We start from the raw sequence: 17967 nt of genomic DNA, 5'->3' as shown, positions 1-17967 counted from the left end.
TGTTGGTTTGTGGATGCCTGTTGTGGGCTGCGTATGCTGCATCTATCGTTCGTCTGCTGCATTGATTTTGGGAACACTGATCCAATGAGGATCGTCAAATCTCATACTCTGACTTAGAACTCATCATACAGCTTTGTATATTGCTTATAATAATATAATACACGCTGGACGTAATGTCTCGTTTCGCCGTAAGGAATATCTTTGGCATCTTCCAGCGTACCGTCCCATTTGCCGGATTTGATCCAGCTTTTGACGTTGCCGGGTCCGGCATTATACGCGGCGATGACCGCGATCTTGTTACCGCCGAACTGCTGCATCAGGTTGTTGATATACCATGTGCCTAGCTCGATATTCGGATCCACATCATGCTTGACTGAATCCAGTGTCACATCGCTCAGATGTGCCTTTTCCATCGCCCATTTGGCAGTGTCAGGCATGAGCTGCATCAGACCGAGCGCTCCCTTCTTCGATTCCATACTAGGCTGGTAATTCGTTTCAACCCGAATGATTGACGCGATCAGAAAGGGATCGACCTGATACGCCGCAGCATGGGCACGAATCTCATCCTTATATTGAATTGGATATACCAGTCCCATCCAGCGTGTGTTGAACAGCACCAGCAATAATACGATGACGAACAAGGGCAGCAGTACACGCTTGCGGATCAGCATAGTTTTGAGCTTGCTCATCATAATGCCTTGCCATTCCAGAACTGTTGTAGCTGCGCCTCTGTCTGCTGCCAAGTACCGCTGTTGTCAATCACGATATCAGCAAGCTGCTTTTTCTGTTCAATATCCATCTGTGCCGCCAGTCGCAGCGCCGCTTGTTCTGCATCCAGCGTATCCCGCTGCATCAATCGCTGTAGCTGCACCTCTCGCGGTACGTAGACGACCATAATGTCTTCAAATGTATATGCACCCTTGGATTCATACAGTAGCGGGATATCCGCGATTACTAGACGCTGCGGATTCTGTGCTTCCAGTTGTGCAACCCGACTGTAAATTAACTCCCGAATCGCTGGATGGGTAATGCCTTCCAATGCTTGCCGTTCCTCAGGATGTGCGAAAATATGTGCACCCAGACGTTTGCGATCCAGCGTCCCGTCAGCCAGTAACATCTCTGCGCCAAAACGCTGACTCACCTGCTGAAGCACTGGATGTCCGGGCATCATCACTTCGCGCGCGATCTGATCCGCATCGACTAGCGCCGCCCCTTGCTGTACGAGCCATGACGCCACCGAGCTTTTGCCAGTGGCGATTCCTCCGGTTAACCCTATATTCATGGCTTCACCTCAACTATTCACACGTGTCGGCAACGGCTGGCATACTGGGCAATAATGCGTGCCTCTGCCACCAACAACGGTTTTCTCAATCAATGTTCCACATTCATGACAAGGTTGCGCCTTGCGTCCGTAGATCCGCAGACTGTGCTGGAACATCCCCATTTCGCCCTGTCCGTTCACATACGATTTGATCGAAGAGCCGCCTGCGGCAACCGCATCGTTCAATGTCGATACAATCGCTTCATGCAGTCGGATCAGCTGCTCCTCGTTCAGGTTACCCGCAATACTTTCCGGGTGGATACCGGCGCGGAACAGTGCTTCATCGACATAGATATTGCCGATTCCGACAACATACGCCTGATTGAGCAGCACCGGCTTGATCATCGTTTTACGTTTGCCCATAATCTGGATAAACTGCTCAGTGGTAAAGTCCGGGTCAAGCGGCTCTTTGCCCAGCTGCATGAGTGGCTTGGACTCCATATCCTCACCCGTTTTGAACAGGTGCATCGTTCCGAATTGGCGTACATCCTTGTAACGCAGCTCTGTTCCATCAGTAAAATGGAAAATGACATGCGTATGCTTTTCCACAGGTTCGTCCTGAGGATAGACACCGTAACGCCCTTCCATCCGCAAATGGGAAACCATAACTAGTCCATCCATAATGATACGCAAAAATTTACCACGACGTTCTACAGTCTCAATCGTATGTCCCTGCAATTCCAATGCAAATTGCTGCGGATCATCCGGTCGCTGGACAATACGCGGCAGGGAGACGGTTACCCGTTCAATCTGTTTGCCGGGGATCAGTGTGTTTAGTGTGCGTCTGACAGTTTCTACTTCCGGCAATTCCGGCATAAGTGTTCACCTTTCCTTTATCACTATAGTTATGACGATCCTGTACATGCGAATCATCTTATTTGGCTTCGTACCAGTTAGCGCCATAGCTAACGTCTGCTTTGAGCGGTACGCTTAGCTTGAGCGCATCCTTCATCACCTGTGGCACCAGTGTTTTCATTTGCTCCAATTCATCGGCTGGCACTTCGAATACCAATTCATCATGCACCTGTAGCAGCATCCGGCTGTTCAGCCCTTGCTCGGTCAAGGCACGATCCATATGCACCATCGCCAGCTTGATAATATCGGCAGCAGTTCCTTGAATCGGTGTATTCATCGCAGTACGCTCAGCAAAGGAGCGCAGATTGAAGTTAGATGACCGAATCTCTGGCAAGTAGCGACGACGTTCCAGCATCGTTTTGACGTAGCCGTTCTTCTTCGCTTCGCCGACAATATCGTCCATATACTGGCGGACACCGCCAAATACGTCAAAGTATTGATTGATAAATTCACTTGCTTCTTTGCGCGTAATTCCCAGATTTTGCGACAATCCATAATCGCTAATGCCGTATACGATTCCGAAGTTGACCGCCTTCGCAGAACGGCGCATATTGCCGTCCACTTCATCCTCGCTCACGCCGAATACGTCCATCGCGGTCTTCGTATGAATATCCATATCGTGGACAAACGCATCTTTCAACCCCGGATCATTCGAAATGTCTGCCAGTACACGCAGCTCAATCTGCGAATAATCGGCTGCCAGAATAGACCATCCCTGCTGCGAAGGCACGAATACTTTGCGCAGCTTGCGTCCTTCTTCGAGGCGGATCGGGATATTTTGCAAATTTGGATATTGGCTGGACAGTCGTCCGGTTGCTGTAATCGTCTGGCGGAAGTACGTATGCACTTTGCCGGATTTGGGATGAATCTCCTTCAGCAGACCTTCCACATACGTCGATTGCAGCTTCGCAATCTGACGGTAGATCAAGATGTACTGCACAATATCGTGATACGGCGCCAGTTCCTCCAATACATCTGCACTGGTGGAATAGCCAGTTTTGGTTTTCTTTTTCACAGGCAGACCGAGACGATCAAATAGAATCTCGCCCAGTTGCTTCGGCGAATTCAAGTTGAACTCGGTGCCTGCCATTTCGTAAATTTGCGATACGAGCTGGCTAATCTTCTGCTCAAATTCCTTACCTAGCGCACGCAGCTCGTCTGTATTCACAGCAACGCCCTGCTTTTCCATATCCGCGAGAATACGGGATAACGGCATCTCTAGATCGTTGAACAGCGGAGTCATCTCGTTCTGCTCTAGCTGTTCACGCTGCAAAGGCACAAGCTGACGAATCGTATGCGCTTTGAGTGCCATATGATGACTCAGCACATCCTGCTCTGGCACTTTGTACTTGGCACCTTTGCCGAATACATGCTCATCGTCCGCGAGCAGCGGCAGACCGTATTTGCCCGCCAGTGCGCTCAGACTTTGACCAGATTCGGTCGGATCGAGCAGATAGGCAGCAATCTGAATATCGAACGATGCTCCGGCAAATGCGATATCGTCCCAGTACAGCACCAGATCGGCGCGATGCAGATCGTGACCATTTTTGGAAATGGAGCTATCGGCAAGCCATGTGCGAATTGCAGCAGCAGCTTCACTTTTCAATGTGTCTGGGGTCAGGAAGTAATAATTGTCCGGCGTAGCAAATAAAATGCCGACTAGCTCCGCATGATGCGGATTGTCGCCATGACTCTCGACATGCACAACGTCTACTGTATCCAACACCTGCTCCAGTTCAGCGGTGTTATTCTCGTCGATGATAACGACATGTAATTCCGGTGCCTGAATCACTTCCATACTGTCCAGATCGAGATCATCCAGCGTAGCATCCGGGTGAGCAGCGACATCATTCAGATTCAGACGTTGCAGAATCGATTTGAATTCCAGCTTTTGCAGAGCGGACACGGCGGTTGCTGCCTGAATACCGTTGTATTGCATACTATCCCAACCTGCTTCAAACGGCACTTCACGGAAAATAGTCGCCAGCTCCTTGCTCAGACGCGCATCGTCCGCATGAGTTTCGACTTTTTCCTTCATTTTGCCTTTTAGCTGATCGGTATTGTTCAGTACTTCTTCAACGGTACCAAACTGGTGTAGCAGCTTGAGCGCGGTCTTCTCACCGACACCAGGGATACCAGGAATATTATCGGACGCATCGCCCATCAGACCTTTTAGATCGATAATCTGGGCAGGGGTCAAGCCGTAGCGCTCCTGCACTTCAGCAGGACCATATGGCTCAATTTCGCTGACGCCTTTGCGAGTTAAAGCAATCTTCACATGCTCTGATGCAAGCTGTAGCATATCCTTATCACCGCTAATGATCAGCACATTGCAGCCTTTTTGCTCAGCTTGAAGAGACAATGTGCCGATAATATCGTCGGCTTCGTAGCCTTCCAGCTGATAATGGGAAATGCCGAACGCAGTCAGCAAATCTTTGAGCAACGGGAACTGCTCGGATAGCTCTGGCGGTGTCTTTTGGCGTCCGCCTTTGTAGTCTTCATAGCTGCTATGACGAAAAGTAATCTTGCCCGCGTCAAAGGCGACCATCACATGGGTCGGCTGCTCTTCTTCCAATAAGCGCAACAGCATATTTGTAAATCCATACACCGCATTCGTGTGCATACCGGATGAAGTCGTCATCGGCTGCTGCATCGCGAAAAAGGCGCGGTAAATGATACTATTTCCATCTATTAACATGAATTTTTCCATAGTTCCTCCTGTAGTCGACACGTACACCGGGATGGTATTCCATGACTGAAAAGTCGTCACCAATCTCTCTCTTCTATGATACCACAAGGGCTTCCGTTCCAAAACAAAAGCACCGGAAACTTGTCCGGTGCTTGCGGAAGAAACAGGCTGTTATGCAGTTCATTCATCATGAGTCTCTAACTATTCAGATCGGGACGCTTGCCGGTGACGAGGTACACGACGCTCTCGGCGATATTGGTTGCATGGTCGGCGATACGCTCAATGTATCGTCCAGTCAGATTCAGCAGCATGACCTGCGGACCATCTGCTCCGTTATCCTTCATATGCTCATGCAGTTCGCGGATCATACCGCTATACAGATGATCCACCTGATCATCATCGACGCCGACTTTGTGCGCCAGATCGGTATTTTCATCCAGATACGAGCGAATCGAATCCTGCGTCATCTGGACAACAATGTCCGCCATTTGCGGAATATCCTTGAGCGGTTTGATCAGCTCGGCACCTTGCAGTCGCAGCGTAACTTTGGCTACATCCAGTGCCAGATCGCCCATGCGCTCCAGATCGCTGGAGATTTTGAATGCGACGATAATACGGCGCAAATCCTTCGCTACCGGCTGCTGCGTAACGATCAGGCGCGAGCCGATATCCATAACCTTTTCTTCCAGTTCATTCAGACGGTAATCGTTATCCACGACCTGCTTCGCCTGCGTGATGTTTTTGTTTTGCAATGATTGCACCGCTTCCTGCAATGCGTCGACTACATGATCACCCATTGCTGTGAGTAGATCGCGGAGTTCGTACAGGCTGTCGTCAAATCCTTTCCGGTTGGGCATACATGATCCTCCTATTAACTTGTTCAAATGTCCACTGGCAGTTGCCGGGTGGCAGGTATTAGCCGAAACGCCCGGAAATGTAATCCTCTGTACGCGAATCCGTCGGATTGGAGAACATCTCTGTCGTATCGGTTGACTCCACCACTTCACCGTTCAGGAAAAAGGCGGTCTGATCGGAAATACGTGCTGCCTGGTGCATATTGTGCGTCACCATCACAATCGTATACTCCTTTTTCAAATCCTGCGTCAGCTCCTCAATCTTGAGCGTGGAGATCGGGTCCAGCGCGGACGTCGCTTCATCCATCAGCAGAATATCGGGCTGACCGGCAATCGCACGGGCGATACAAAGACGTTGCTGTTGACCGCCTGATAGACTGAAGGCGGATTTCTTGAGGTAATCCTTCACTTCTTCCCACAATGCGGATTGGCGCAGACTGCGCTCTACAATATTGTCCAGCTCGGCTTTGGATTTGACGCCGTGCAGACGCGGACCGTAGGCGACATTCTCATAAATCGATTTTGGAAATGGATTCGGCTGCTGGAATACCATACCGACCTGCTGACGCAGACTTTCTACTTCCACATCGTCTCCATAAATGTCAGAACCGGCAATTTCTACTTTGCCTTCAATGCGTGTACCGGGGATCATATCGTTCATCCGGTTCAACGTGCGCAGCAGCGTCGACTTCCCACAACCGGATGGACCGATAAAGGCAGTGACTGCTTTTTCTTTAATATTCAATGCAATATTTTTAAGAGCATGATGCTTCTCATAGTACAAGTTCAATTGTTCGATGCGAATAATGTCTGACACAAGGTCACACTCCCCTAATTCTCTATTCATACCTATCGACATCCCTGTGGATGCCAGCATCTATAAATCATACGGGATATTTGTAAACCGAGAACTTTTGAATTGTAAAGGCAATGTAAAAATTACAATCAAGCTTGTCGCTCTAATTCCTGCATGACCAGCATCGTCAATCGGCTCGCTGTCCCCGCCGTATTCCGCAATTGCTCTGCCTGCTCGGTTGCCGCGTCCGCCGAAGATGCCATCTCTGCAAACAACTGATCCGCCTGTTGAATACGGTTCATGCTGTCATCCATCGTACGCTCCGCCGTCTGGCTGGATTCAGCAGATTGACCGATCATACCGTTCAGATTGCCCAGCAGTCGTCCGATATCCGATGACATCGCCGTAATGCGTTCCGACAACAATCTCATCTCGGATGCTACAACGGCAAAGCCGCGTCCTGCCTGCATTGCGCGCGCCGCTTCAATAGATGCATTGAGAGCGAGCATACTACTTTGCCCGGCAAGCTCTGCTACATCATCGACGACTTTCCGTGCTTGAACGGTCTGCTCCAGCATTTGCTCTGCCTGTACACGCTGGTGATTGACGAGCCGCTGTGCCTGTTGGAAGCTGTGACTTGCTTCATGTAGCTGCTGATGACCACTGATCGTGCGCTCTTTGATGGATAGCAATTGCTGTGATGTCTGACGAGCAGCGCCGCTAACTGTCTGAACCGCTTCGGCAATCTGCTGTACAAAGCCGCCGGATTGCTGCAGTGATCGCACACGCTGCTGCTCAGAGCGTGCCTGCAAATGTCGTGACAGCTCCATTAGATCGCGAATCGTAATTACGCCGACGAGCTTGCCTTGATCAGTCAACAGCACACATTCATAAAAAGCTTCGCCTTGACGTGCTAGTGCCGCATCGACAACGACTGCTGGATCATCGCTAATCTGCATAATGAGCGGCTCCGGCTGGCTGAAGCGACTTGTTGGACGCGCATAATACAATTCACTAGCAAATCGACTTGCCATACGGCGATAAAACTGTTCCCGCATCACCAGTGCCAGAGGGATATTGTGTTCATCGCATACGGCAACACACGGCATCTGCTGATCGTTGCGAAAGCGTTGCAGCGTATCGCCACAATGTTCCGTTTTCGGGATGCCGGGTACGGTGAGCAGATAGTGACGCAATTGCAATTCCGGGCGTTCGGTTTCTGGCTGTATAGATTGGGAAGATGGCTGCGAATTAGCTGGGATTGCTGTATAGGTATCCGTCTCTAATGATGAAGCGGCTGGTTGAGGCCGGCGTTCTTTTAGGGCGGGGCTAGTCAAGGTTATACACTCCTTAGTTCTTTAGTAGCACTCTTATCTACAAGACTAAAGGATCATTGTAAAATCAAATGCAGAACTACCGCATGCTTATGTAATTTGCCGCAAAAAAAGATGCCCGTCACTCCGTTAACCGGAATGAGGAGCACCTGTTTTTTTGCGAACGACCAATTTGTAGCCGACACCGCGTATGGAATCGATATGTACCGAATCCGGGTCCAGCTCTAACTTTTTACGCAGCGAACTGACGTGAACGTCCACCGTACGCTGTCCGCCGATATAATCAAAGCCCCAGACCGCATTCATCAGATCATCGCGTGTCATCACGACGCCGGGCTTGCGAGCAAGGTACAACAATACTTCAAACTCTTTGGGACGCAGTGTAATCTGTTGAGTACCAAGCGCCACCTCGTATTTATCCGGGTAGATCATCAGATCACCCAGCTCAATGCGACTTTCCTGTACATCTTCATCCATTGGCTGATCTTCGCGCCCCGTTGCACGCCGCAGAACAGCAGCTACACGGGCAAGCAGCTCGGACACGCCAAACGGCTTGGTGATATAATCGTCGGCTCCTGCTTTTAGACCCTCTACCACTTCTTCTTCCGCATTTTTGGCTGTTAAAATGACAACCGGCGTACGAATGCCGGAGCTTCTCAGCTTGCGCAAAATATCCAATCCCGACATGCCTGGCAGCATCAGATCGAGCAGAATCAGCTCGAACGATTCATTCTGTGCACGTTCCAGACCGGCACTGCCGTGATCCTCTACCGTTACTTCGTATCCTTCTTGTGTCAGGTTGTAGGATAACAGCCGGGACAACGTTGATTCATCTTCAATGACCAGCAATCGTTTCGTCATGGTAACCTCCACTCGGGTTTACATTTCATTCACCGTGACCAGCATATCACTATTTTGTTAACAGAGTGTAAAATAAAATAATTTGATAATCCCGCGGTTCAACATTCATCAACATATCTTCCGCAAGATGAACATGCTACTGCGTCAAACAACACAGCAGCATACATTCATTTTACAATTTCTAGAAAACATTGTCTGCACAAGATTACAAATCGTACTCATCGCCTTGCAGCAGTGGCAGATTCACTGTAAAGGTAGAGCCAATATGAACCTCACTCTCCACCGTCACTATCCCATGATGCAGTTCGACCAGATGCTTAACGATGGACAATCCCAGTCCTGTGCCACCTGAACTGCGTGAGCGCGCCTTGTCCACTCGGTAAAAGCGTTCAAAAATACGCGGCAGATCTTTACGCGGAATGCCCATACCGGTGTCGGTCACATCGAATACGATACGTTCCTCACCACGCTCAGACATCGTTTCATGCACAGCCAGCTTGACCATGCCACCATCCTGCGTATAGTTAATCGCATTGGAGATCAGATTCACAAAAATCTGCCGCAGCCGATCTTCATCCGCCTCCATAAATAACTCCTCTGGCACATTCATCTCCATCGTAATCTTCTTCTTCGCTGCCGATGAATTGAGCATCTCACGAATCGTCTCGAAAAACGATTGCAGATGAATCGGTGAAAACTCCAGCGGCGAGCGCTTGGATTCGATTTTGGACAATTCGAGAATGTCACCGATCAATCGATTCAGCCGCTCACTCTCATCATAAATGATTTGTAAAAACGACCGCGCCGTCTGCTCGTCATTGACACCGCCGCTGAGCAGTGTCTCGGCAAAGCCTTTGACCGCAGCAATCGGCGTTTTCAATTCATGCGATACGTTCGCGACGAATTCGCTGCGCATCCGCTCCAGACGACGGATATTGGATACATCCTGAATGAGAAACAGCATCCCGCGATACGCATCGTCGTCCTCGAACATCGGCACCCCGTCAATCTCGATCAAACGCGGCTCTGGATTGTACAATGTTTGCTCATCATGAATGCGCTCCTTGCGCCGCAATCCTTCCCCAAGCAGACGACTCAGCTCATAATGCTGCTTCAGCTCATGATACGGTCTGCCGATCATACGGCGGGAGTTGATACTTAGCATTTCCTCGGCAAAACGATTCACCAGTGCGATTTTGCCGCCATCATCGACCATAACCATACCACCGGTCATGTTAGCGAGTACGCTTTGCAGCAGGTCTTCATTATCGCGAATGACTTTAAGTTGCATCTCCAGACTGTCTGCCATGTTATCGATCGCCTTGCCAAGTTCGCCAATCTCATCCTGACGTTCTAGCTTGACTCGCGCTCCATAATCCAATCGCGAAATTCGGTTCGCGACCCGAGTAATATGCTCCAGCGGACGCGTCAGACTGGCAGCAACATAATAACTGACCAATGCCGCTACAATGAACAGCACGAGCAAGCTAATGCCCATAATCGTCCATGCACTGCGCACGCCATCTTCCACCGCCGTCAGGCTCATCGACAGGCGAATATACCCGTTAAATGTATCCCCTTTGTTCACCGGTGCAGCGACATACAGCATATTTTCCTTGAGTGTGCTGCTGTACCGGATGGCGCTACCAACGCCGTCTTGCTTGGCTGCCACAATCTCCTCACGCGTGCTATGGTTGTTCATGCCGCGCGGATCCGTTTCCGAATCGCCGATCACGGTACCGTCCAGCTCGATAAAAGTCACTCTGGAATCGGTCAGCTTGCCAATCTGTTGTGCTTGCTGGGTGTAATAATCCAGTATGCTATTGGCGGGTTGTCCTTCCGTGCCGACCGCTTGAAAGTCAAAGGTCGTTTCCAGCAGCCGAATTTCGCGTAGCATATTGTCTTCCAATGTTTGCTCATGCGAGCTTTTGTAAATATGCGCCATCGTAAAAGCAGCTGCCAAACCGAGAACGGCGAGCAGCAGCATAATGATCAGCGTGAGGCGGATACGGAACGGTTTCATGCGGAACATTCAATCTCCTTTGATATAATTGGCTTCCTTGAGCCGCTGTTTGCTGCGATAAGCGGCGACACGCACAAAGATCGAATATTGCAGCGTTGCCATCGGCTGTTGCAGCATAATGCCAAGCACTACCGGTACAGCCGCTTGCGGGGTAAAATAGCTCATCGCAATGACCATGCCGACCGAAATATTGCGCATCCCCGACGCATAAGCAAGCGTTGCGGGCAATTCAAGACCTTTTGCGCGAAGTATACCAGAACAGACGTAACCGAGTCCATAGCAAAGCGCCACGATGATCAAGACCGACGGAACAACAACTAGCAGATCGCCTTTCAGTTCATGCAGTTGCGGCGCAATCGCTGCTGCATTGAGCAGAACGACGCCGATAAAGCACAGCTTGGACAATGGCAAAGTAACCGGCGCCGACCACGGCTTAAATCTGCCACCGGACACTTCATATACGATCATGCCAAGCATTGTTGGCAGTACGATAATCAACATCAGATCGCGAATCATACCGAGCGTATCAAAGTGCACACCTGTGCCGAAAAACAATTCAATCAAACCGGGTACGACAAATGGGCTAATTGCCGAATCGACAATGACCATCGCAAGCGCAAGCGCCACATTGCCAGACGACATGCTGACCCACAATACGGACGATACGCCAAGCGGAATAGCAGTAAACAGCACCAGCCCGATCGTATACGGCGAATCTGGTCCGAACATCAGCTGTCCCAATTCGTAAGCAAACAGCGGCGCAACCAGATGCGTCACTAGCAATGTAATAATGACAGGTAGCGGTCTGCGCAGTACTCCCTGCACATGCCGCCGACCACAGCCGATCCCCATCACAAAGGTAACATAAGCAAACAAATACGGAATCCAGCCTGCATAATCAATCAACTGATCCGACAGCAAAAAGCCGATCAACAGCGTGCCGGGGATGATGGCAAACATATATTTTTCGAATATTCGGGTAAAGTTGTCTGTCCATTCTCTCATCTAGTTTCATCTCCACATCTACGTTTCACAAGGTTTCTAAAGCAATTCAGGACGATTCATATCTATAACGGTTGTGTTGACAACTATTATCATAACATACCTGTTCACCTGAAAATGTGCGGAAATAAGCGATAGGCAATAAAAGTTTAACGTGTGCATTTTAATGAAAACTGCAAATCATGAAACTAGCCCACCGGAGTTGATTCCGATGGGCTAGATGTTTGGATATGAAACAAGCTGCTTTTTATTGCGTGTAGTAAGCGGTGAGGACGACTTTGGCTGTAATGAATGGAGTCGCTTTGGATGCTTGATACGGTTCGTCAAAGCTGAATGAATCGACGGTGATGAGGCGCGGAAGTTTCTGTACTTCACGTAGCCAGTTTTTGATTTCGGTATAGCCGCCTTCAACTTGGGCGCTCATTTGCAGCTGTCCGCCCGGGATTTGTAGAGATTGCGCATCGGGAGATGTGGCAGTGGTATCGGTAGCTGCATTTTTGGTTGCAAAGGCAATGTCGGTCAGGCGAGCATTACTTTTTTGTCCAACTTGTTGCAGAGATAGCAGCAATTGTTCGCTCTGATCAGCAGATGGAACGGCTTGTGTGACCGTTTCTTCACTTGCGGCATTACTTTTCAATTCGATGACCTTTTGCTGCAACAGAGTATTCTCTTCCTGCATCTGCGCAATATTCTGGTCATACTCGGCAGATCGTTCGCTTAGCGGTCGAACACCGAGCATATAGACAGCCAGCAGGATCAGAAACAGTAGAGACAGACCGAGCAGCATAGCAGGACGTGATTTAGTTAGCTGTTCCATTGGTGCCCTCCGTTTCGGTCGTGGTTGTAGTTGTCGTTTCCTGCTGGGATGTTGGTGTAGTGATTGAAGTTGTGGATGTACTTGGCGCCGATGTTGATGATGTACCAGATGTTGTCGTACCCGTTTGCCCTGCTACGGTGCTGCTCTGCGCGGTAGTAGGATTTTGTAAATGGATTGTATACACGACAGAATATAGTTGCAGCGGCACGACACTGGTAGAAGTAGCGCCTGCGGTATTGTCGCGGGATGCGGTATTAATATCCACCCCATTGGCAAAACCCATACCGCGCAATTTGATCAAATACGCCGATGCGTCTGCTAGCGTACGTACATTGACCGTCAACTGGATATCGCTGCTGCGGTCAAAGGCAATATTGCGCATCGCGCCACCAGCAGGCAATGCACTGCGAAGTTGACCAAGTACGTTAACGACATCCATTTTATACTGGATGACAGCATTCATAATCGCCTGCGCACTAGTGCCACCGCTTGCGCCATTGCCGTTCAGCTTGTTCAATTCGAGTTGTGCGGTCGTATTATCGTCAGTCAGCTGCTGAATTTGCTGCTCTTGCGCATCAATACGCGCATGATAGTCAAAATAACCGAACAACGTCAAACCCATCAGCAGCACCCAGACCGCCGCCGCACCAACAAGTACATAGGAACTCTGCTGCTTGCGACGTTCGGTACGTGGTAACAAATTAATCGTTTGCTGCCCTTCATGACTCAGCGCCGCACCGACCGCCATCCGATAATCATTTAGTTCGGCATCGCTACGAAATGCACCGTTACCAGATTGAAAGTTCACATTGGATAATGTCAGATCGGTGAGTGCATCGGTCAAGCCCATTTCCAGCAAGGTACGCTCGCGGTCAGAACCGGTAACGACGATATTCTCGATCCGTACCGAACCGTCATGCAGACTATACTGGTAAAAGTTCAGCATCCGCAAAATCTCGGATGTAATATCGCCCAGACTTTCCTCGGTTAACTGACGATTTTCCTCTTCGCTGTAATATTCATTTTCCGGCAATGCGAGTGTAATCGTCCGCATAAATACAGGATAGCCCGAGCGGAACATATACATATCGAGTACGCGACCGTTAATTTGCAGCAGCATCGTTTCGGTAAATTGTAGATCCTGTTCCATCATCACAGCGCGTGACAATGAGGTCGTAGCAATCTCTACAGAGGCAATGCGCATACCAGCATTTTCGAACAATTGCACATAGTCCTTGACCATCTGACTAGGCGCGGCAAACACGAGCAGATGTGCTTCGTCTGCATCCGTACTCGTTACGATATAATCGTATACCGGGTCTTCAAACGGCAAATGCATCCCCGTTTCTACTTCCAGCTGCACCAGTTGTGCCGCCTGTTTCACCGAAGAAACCGGAATGCTCATCGTGCGCACGAGAATACGGGATGGCGGAATGGACAGGGAAACGGATTTATTTTTCAGCCCTTCCTTGGTCACCCACCCTTGTAGCAACTGTCCTAGTGTGTCTGCATCTTCGATCTGATTTTCGACGATGACACCGGCAGGCAATGGCAAAAAGCGCTTCTGCTCCAGCTCCCATTGCTTTTTCTTTTTCAGGGAAACATAGCGAATACCGGTTTGCTCAATCGAGAGACCTGCATGTGTCGATGATTTGAATTGAAGCATATGCGATGCTTTCCTCCTATGCGAACAGCGAGAGATACCCGCTGATAATGGATGGTCCGTATACGTAAGCGATCAGTGTACCGGCTGCCAGAAATGGACCAAATGGAATCGGCTGCTGCTTGCCATGTTTACCGATCGCGCGCAGAAGAAGTCCGACGATCAAGCCGAGCAGACAACCTGCAAACAAGGCGACCAGCATACTCGACAAACCCAGCACCCAGCCATACAATGCGAATAATTTGATATCGCCCATGCCCATACCGCCGCGGCTGGCAAGCGCAGCGATCAGTAAGATCAATCCGCCGCCAATCCCGCCTGCGAGATGACTCCATAACGATGTGAACGGGAACAGCAATACCAGTACTACCACAACCGGCAAAAAGAATAGCAAAATCCGGTTCGGAATCTTCATAACATGTATATCGGCTATTGTGATGATTACCGATAGGCTGATCAGCACCAGCCCGATCACCATTTGCATGCTCCAGCCATATGCCAGATACATCCATAGAAACAATAGCCCCGTCAGCGCTTCGCCCGCCGGATACAGCATCGATACCGGTGCCTGACAGTGACGGCAGTGCCCCCGACTCCAGATGTAGCTGAATACTGGCACCATATCAGCACCTGTCAGCCGTGTGCCGCAGTGCGGACAGCGCGAAGGCGGATGAATGACCGACTCGCCTGCCGGAACACGCAAAGCGACCACGTTATAAAAAGATCCCAGTACCATACCGAGTATGAGCATATAGATTCCGATCAGTATTGTCATTGCGGTTCACGTTCACTTTCCTGTTGCAGAATGTAAACAGGAACCGGAGTTGTGTTCCGGTTCCTGTAGGTGAGTAGGTGAGTTGATGATTTGTTTTAAAATCGAATGGTTATGATTAGAACTTTAAATTAAGAAGAAGCTTTCGCTGCCGCCAACACTTCAGCAGCTGTATACGTTGTATTCGAGGTGCCTGAATCTTTAAGAATTACATTAACCAATTTCCCATCTTTATCAAAAGTAACTTTTGAATCCGTACCATTCAAGGTTTTTTTCGTGCTTGGTAATACCAGCGTAGCATCCAGGAAGTTACCAGTTTGCATTTGTGTAACTGTTACACTTTGATTTGTAAAATCACCATTATTTTGATTGATAACATACATACGAGCGGCATTGTACACTTGGGAAGCTGTGTTCACATCGGCATCTGTTCTTGATTTATTGATAATATTACCGATCAATGGAACTGCAATTACTGCGATAATACCGAGGATAACGATAACCGCCAAGAGCTCGATCAGTGTGAAGCCTTTTTCGTCTTTACCCAGTGCTTTGAATCCTTTTTTACCAAATGCTTTCAAGTTTGTAGTTAACATTGTTTTTCCCCCAATGGATGAATTTAAGTGGTAGTGCATATATATAATCGGTTGAACGATTATAGCGAGTTATAGAGGCTGAACATCGGCAGCATAATAGCTGCAACGATAACGCCAACGACGGCTGCCAGAAAGACGATTAACAGCGGTTCAATGAGTGATTTGAGACGGTCAACGGTATTTTCTACGTCCATCTCGTAAAAGTCAGCGACTTTGGCAAGCATCTGATCCAGTGCACCGGTTTCTTCGCCAATCGCGATCATCTGTGTGACCATCGGCGGGAAGACCCATGCTTTTTTGAGCGGATCGGACAATGGTTGTCCTTTGCGCAGCGATTCACTAGCTTCATTCAGATATCGCTCAATGACACGATTGCCTGCCACCTCTGTCACGATAGAGAGCGACTGCAATACCGGTACGGAACTGGCATACAGCGACGAGAACGTGCGAGCAAACTGGGCGATCGAGCCTTTCTGATTCAGCATGCCGAACACCGGCATTTTCAGCTTGGCATAATCGATCCAGTAAGCGCCTTTTTCTGAACGCTTCATCATGACAAATCCGATAATGAGCAGCAGCAGAACGAGCGCCCAGATGTACCATTGATGCTGGATACTTTTACTGAGTGCTAGGACGACGATAGTGATCGTCGGCAGCTTGGCATTCATCGAAGCGAACATATCGACAAACTGCGGTACAATCGCCCACAGCAGATAGATCGTGACCGCTACCGCCAGAATGCCAACGGTGACTGGATAAGCAAGAGCAGATTTGATCTTTTCCTTGGTGACATGCCGCTTTTCAAAATAAACGGCAAGTCGTTCCAGCGTATTCTCCAGATCACCAGATTCTTCGCCTGCGCGAATCATGCTAATAAACAATCGTGGGAAAATCTTTTGCTGATCCTGAACTGCCTGCGATAGCGACACCCCGCGCATCAGACGGGAGTGCACATCTTGCAATGCTTTGCGCAAAATCTTGCTCTCCGTCTGCTCCGCCAGAATACGGGTTGCATCCAGAATCGTTACGCCTGCTTTGATCAAAGTAGCAAACTGGCGACAATAGACGATAAAATCAATCGTTTTGACCGGATTACCAATATAAATATCCTTCGTCAGCAGCGTAATACGCTTTTCTTCTAGTGAAAATACAGTCAATCCGCGGCGACGTAATTCTTCTAGTGCAGCCGTTTTGTCGGACGCGCTCAGCGTACCTTTTAATTCCTTGCCATTAACGGTGCGAACCTGATATTGAAATTGCTTCATCAGACACTCACCTCCGGCAAGTACAGACGACCGATTGCAGGATCAATCTTGCCATACTGCATCAGATCGCGAATGCTCATCTCTAGCGTGTGCATGCCCTGCTGTTTGCCGGTTTGCATCATGCTGCGAATCTGGTGCGTCTTCTCGGTACGAATCAGGTTGGCGATTGCCGGTGTGTTGATCAGAATCTCAGTCGCACATGCGCGTCCCATTCCATCTAGCGTTGGCAATAGCCGCTGCGAGACGATAGCGGTCAATACGGCTGCCAGCTGAATCCGAATCTGTCCCTGCTGATGGGCAGGAAACACATCAATGATCCGATCCACTGTCTGCGGCGCATCACTCGTATGCAGCGTAGCTAGCACCAAGTGACCAGTTTCGGCGGCGGTAACAGCGGCGGAGATCGTCTCCAGATCGCGCATCTCACCGACGAGCAGCACATCCGGGTCCTGACGAAGCGCCGAGCGAATTCCGCTTGCAAAGGTCGCCGTATCATTACCTACTTCCCGTTGATTGATCAGCGAACGCTTGTGGCTGTGCACATACTCAATCGGATCTTCCAGCGTTACGATATGCCTGGCTTGACGATTGTTGATGTAACCGATCATCGCCGCCAATGTGGACGATTTGCCGCTGCCTGTCGGTCCGGTCACGAGGATCAATCCTTGATGACGCTCAGTCAGACCTTTTAACAGCGGCGGCAATCCCAACTGCTCTAGCGTTGGAATCTCATTCGTAATGCGGCGGGCGGCGACGCTAACCGCTCCCTTTTGCCGGAAAATATTAATCCGATAGCGTGCGCTATTCTCTACTGCGTACGAGAAGTCAATATCGCCCTTTTGTTGAAAATGGGCATATCGCTCATCGCCAAGCAGTTGCAGCGCCATCTGTCCAATCTGCTCGCTCGTTAGCGGTTCATTGGAGCGGGCATCCAGCTTTCCATTTACACGCATAATCGGCGGAGAACCGGCGGACAAATGCAAATCGGAAGCGCCCAATCGAACCATATCGGTCAGCATCTGTCGGATATCCGGGTGTATATCATTCATTACTTCATTCCCCCTGTCTCTTGCCGGCTCCTGCCACGATATTGCCTATGACATCAGCCACGATAGGACG

Annotated in this window: 16 protein-coding genes; all 16 read right to left on the bottom strand. The window is 49.6% G+C overall.

The window, feature by feature from the left end; all coding sequences use genetic code 11:
* Positions 1–113: 113 nt before the first annotated feature.
* Positions 114–689: a lytic transglycosylase domain-containing protein gene (locus tag ACE3MZ_RS07605; protein ID WP_411346727.1), complete on the bottom strand. Its 576-nt coding sequence runs from the start codon at positions 687–689 to the stop codon at positions 114–116.
* Positions 689–1282, bottom strand: a complete 594-nt coding sequence (gene coaE, locus ACE3MZ_RS07600; RefSeq protein ID WP_411345849.1) for a dephospho-CoA kinase — start codon at positions 1280–1282, stop codon at positions 689–691. The genes ACE3MZ_RS07605 and coaE overlap by 1 nt, the downstream gene beginning before the upstream one ends.
* Before the next feature lie 9 nt (positions 1283–1291).
* On the bottom strand, positions 1292–2137 hold the full coding sequence (gene mutM, locus ACE3MZ_RS07595; RefSeq protein WP_411345848.1) for a DNA-formamidopyrimidine glycosylase: 846 nt from the start codon (positions 2135–2137) through the stop codon (positions 1292–1294).
* Positions 2138–2195: 58 nt separating this feature from the next.
* Positions 2196–4886, bottom strand: coding sequence for a DNA polymerase I (polA, locus tag ACE3MZ_RS07590; RefSeq protein WP_411345847.1), 2691 nt, complete (start codon positions 4884–4886; stop codon positions 2196–2198).
* Positions 4887–5062: 176 nt separating this feature from the next.
* Complete coding sequence (gene phoU, locus ACE3MZ_RS07585; RefSeq protein ID WP_411345846.1) at positions 5063–5722, bottom strand: phosphate signaling complex protein PhoU; 660 nt, start codon at positions 5720–5722, stop codon at positions 5063–5065.
* Between the two features lie 58 nt (positions 5723–5780).
* Positions 5781–6566, bottom strand: coding sequence for a phosphate ABC transporter ATP-binding protein PstB (pstB, locus tag ACE3MZ_RS07580; RefSeq protein ID WP_411345845.1), 786 nt, complete (start codon positions 6564–6566; stop codon positions 5781–5783).
* A gap of 98 nt (positions 6567–6664) precedes the next feature.
* Positions 6665–7852 (bottom strand): methyl-accepting chemotaxis protein, encoded by a 1188-nt coding sequence (locus ACE3MZ_RS07575; protein WP_411345844.1) that lies wholly within the window; start codon positions 7850–7852, stop codon positions 6665–6667.
* A 126-nt stretch (positions 7853–7978) separates the two neighbouring features.
* Entirely contained in the window at positions 7979–8710 is a 732-nt protein-coding gene (locus tag ACE3MZ_RS07570) for a response regulator transcription factor (RefSeq protein WP_411345843.1), read from the bottom strand.
* A 205-nt stretch (positions 8711–8915) separates the two neighbouring features.
* Positions 8916–10733, bottom strand: coding sequence for a two-component system histidine kinase PnpS (gene pnpS / locus ACE3MZ_RS07565; RefSeq protein WP_411346726.1), 1818 nt, complete (start codon positions 10731–10733; stop codon positions 8916–8918).
* Between the two features lie 9 nt (positions 10734–10742).
* Positions 10743–11738, bottom strand: coding sequence for a bile acid:sodium symporter family protein (locus ACE3MZ_RS07560; protein WP_411345842.1), 996 nt, complete (start codon positions 11736–11738; stop codon positions 10743–10745).
* Positions 11739–11982: 244 nt separating this feature from the next.
* Positions 11983–12552, bottom strand: coding sequence for a type 4a pilus biogenesis protein PilO (gene pilO, locus ACE3MZ_RS07555; protein WP_411345841.1), 570 nt, complete (start codon positions 12550–12552; stop codon positions 11983–11985).
* Entirely contained in the window at positions 12536–14218 is a 1683-nt protein-coding gene (pilM, locus tag ACE3MZ_RS07550; protein WP_411345840.1) for a pilus assembly protein PilM, read from the bottom strand. The genes pilO and pilM overlap by 17 nt, the downstream gene beginning before the upstream one ends.
* Positions 14219–14234: 16 nt before the next feature.
* Positions 14235–14990, bottom strand: a complete 756-nt coding sequence (locus ACE3MZ_RS07545; protein WP_411345839.1) for a prepilin peptidase — start codon at positions 14988–14990, stop codon at positions 14235–14237.
* Between the two features lie 128 nt (positions 14991–15118).
* Positions 15119–15583: a type II secretion system protein gene (locus tag ACE3MZ_RS07540; RefSeq protein WP_411345838.1), complete on the bottom strand. Its 465-nt coding sequence runs from the start codon at positions 15581–15583 to the stop codon at positions 15119–15121.
* 59 nt (positions 15584–15642) lie between these two features.
* Positions 15643–16848 (bottom strand): type II secretion system F family protein, encoded by a 1206-nt coding sequence (locus ACE3MZ_RS07535; protein WP_411345837.1) that lies wholly within the window; start codon positions 16846–16848, stop codon positions 15643–15645.
* Positions 16848–17897: a type IV pilus twitching motility protein PilT gene (locus ACE3MZ_RS07530; RefSeq protein WP_411345836.1), complete on the bottom strand. Its 1050-nt coding sequence runs from the start codon at positions 17895–17897 to the stop codon at positions 16848–16850. Before ACE3MZ_RS07530 ends, ACE3MZ_RS07535 begins: the two co-directional genes overlap by 1 nt.
* Between the last annotated feature and the right edge of the window lie 70 nt (positions 17898–17967).

The sequence above is a fragment of the Paenibacillus sp. WLX1005 genome, assembly GCF_046603685.1.
Taxonomy (GTDB): domain Bacteria; phylum Bacillota; class Bacilli; order Paenibacillales; family Paenibacillaceae; genus Saccharibacillus.
Note: the sequence above shows the minus strand (reverse complement) of the source record. Positions and strands in the feature narration are given on the sequence as shown.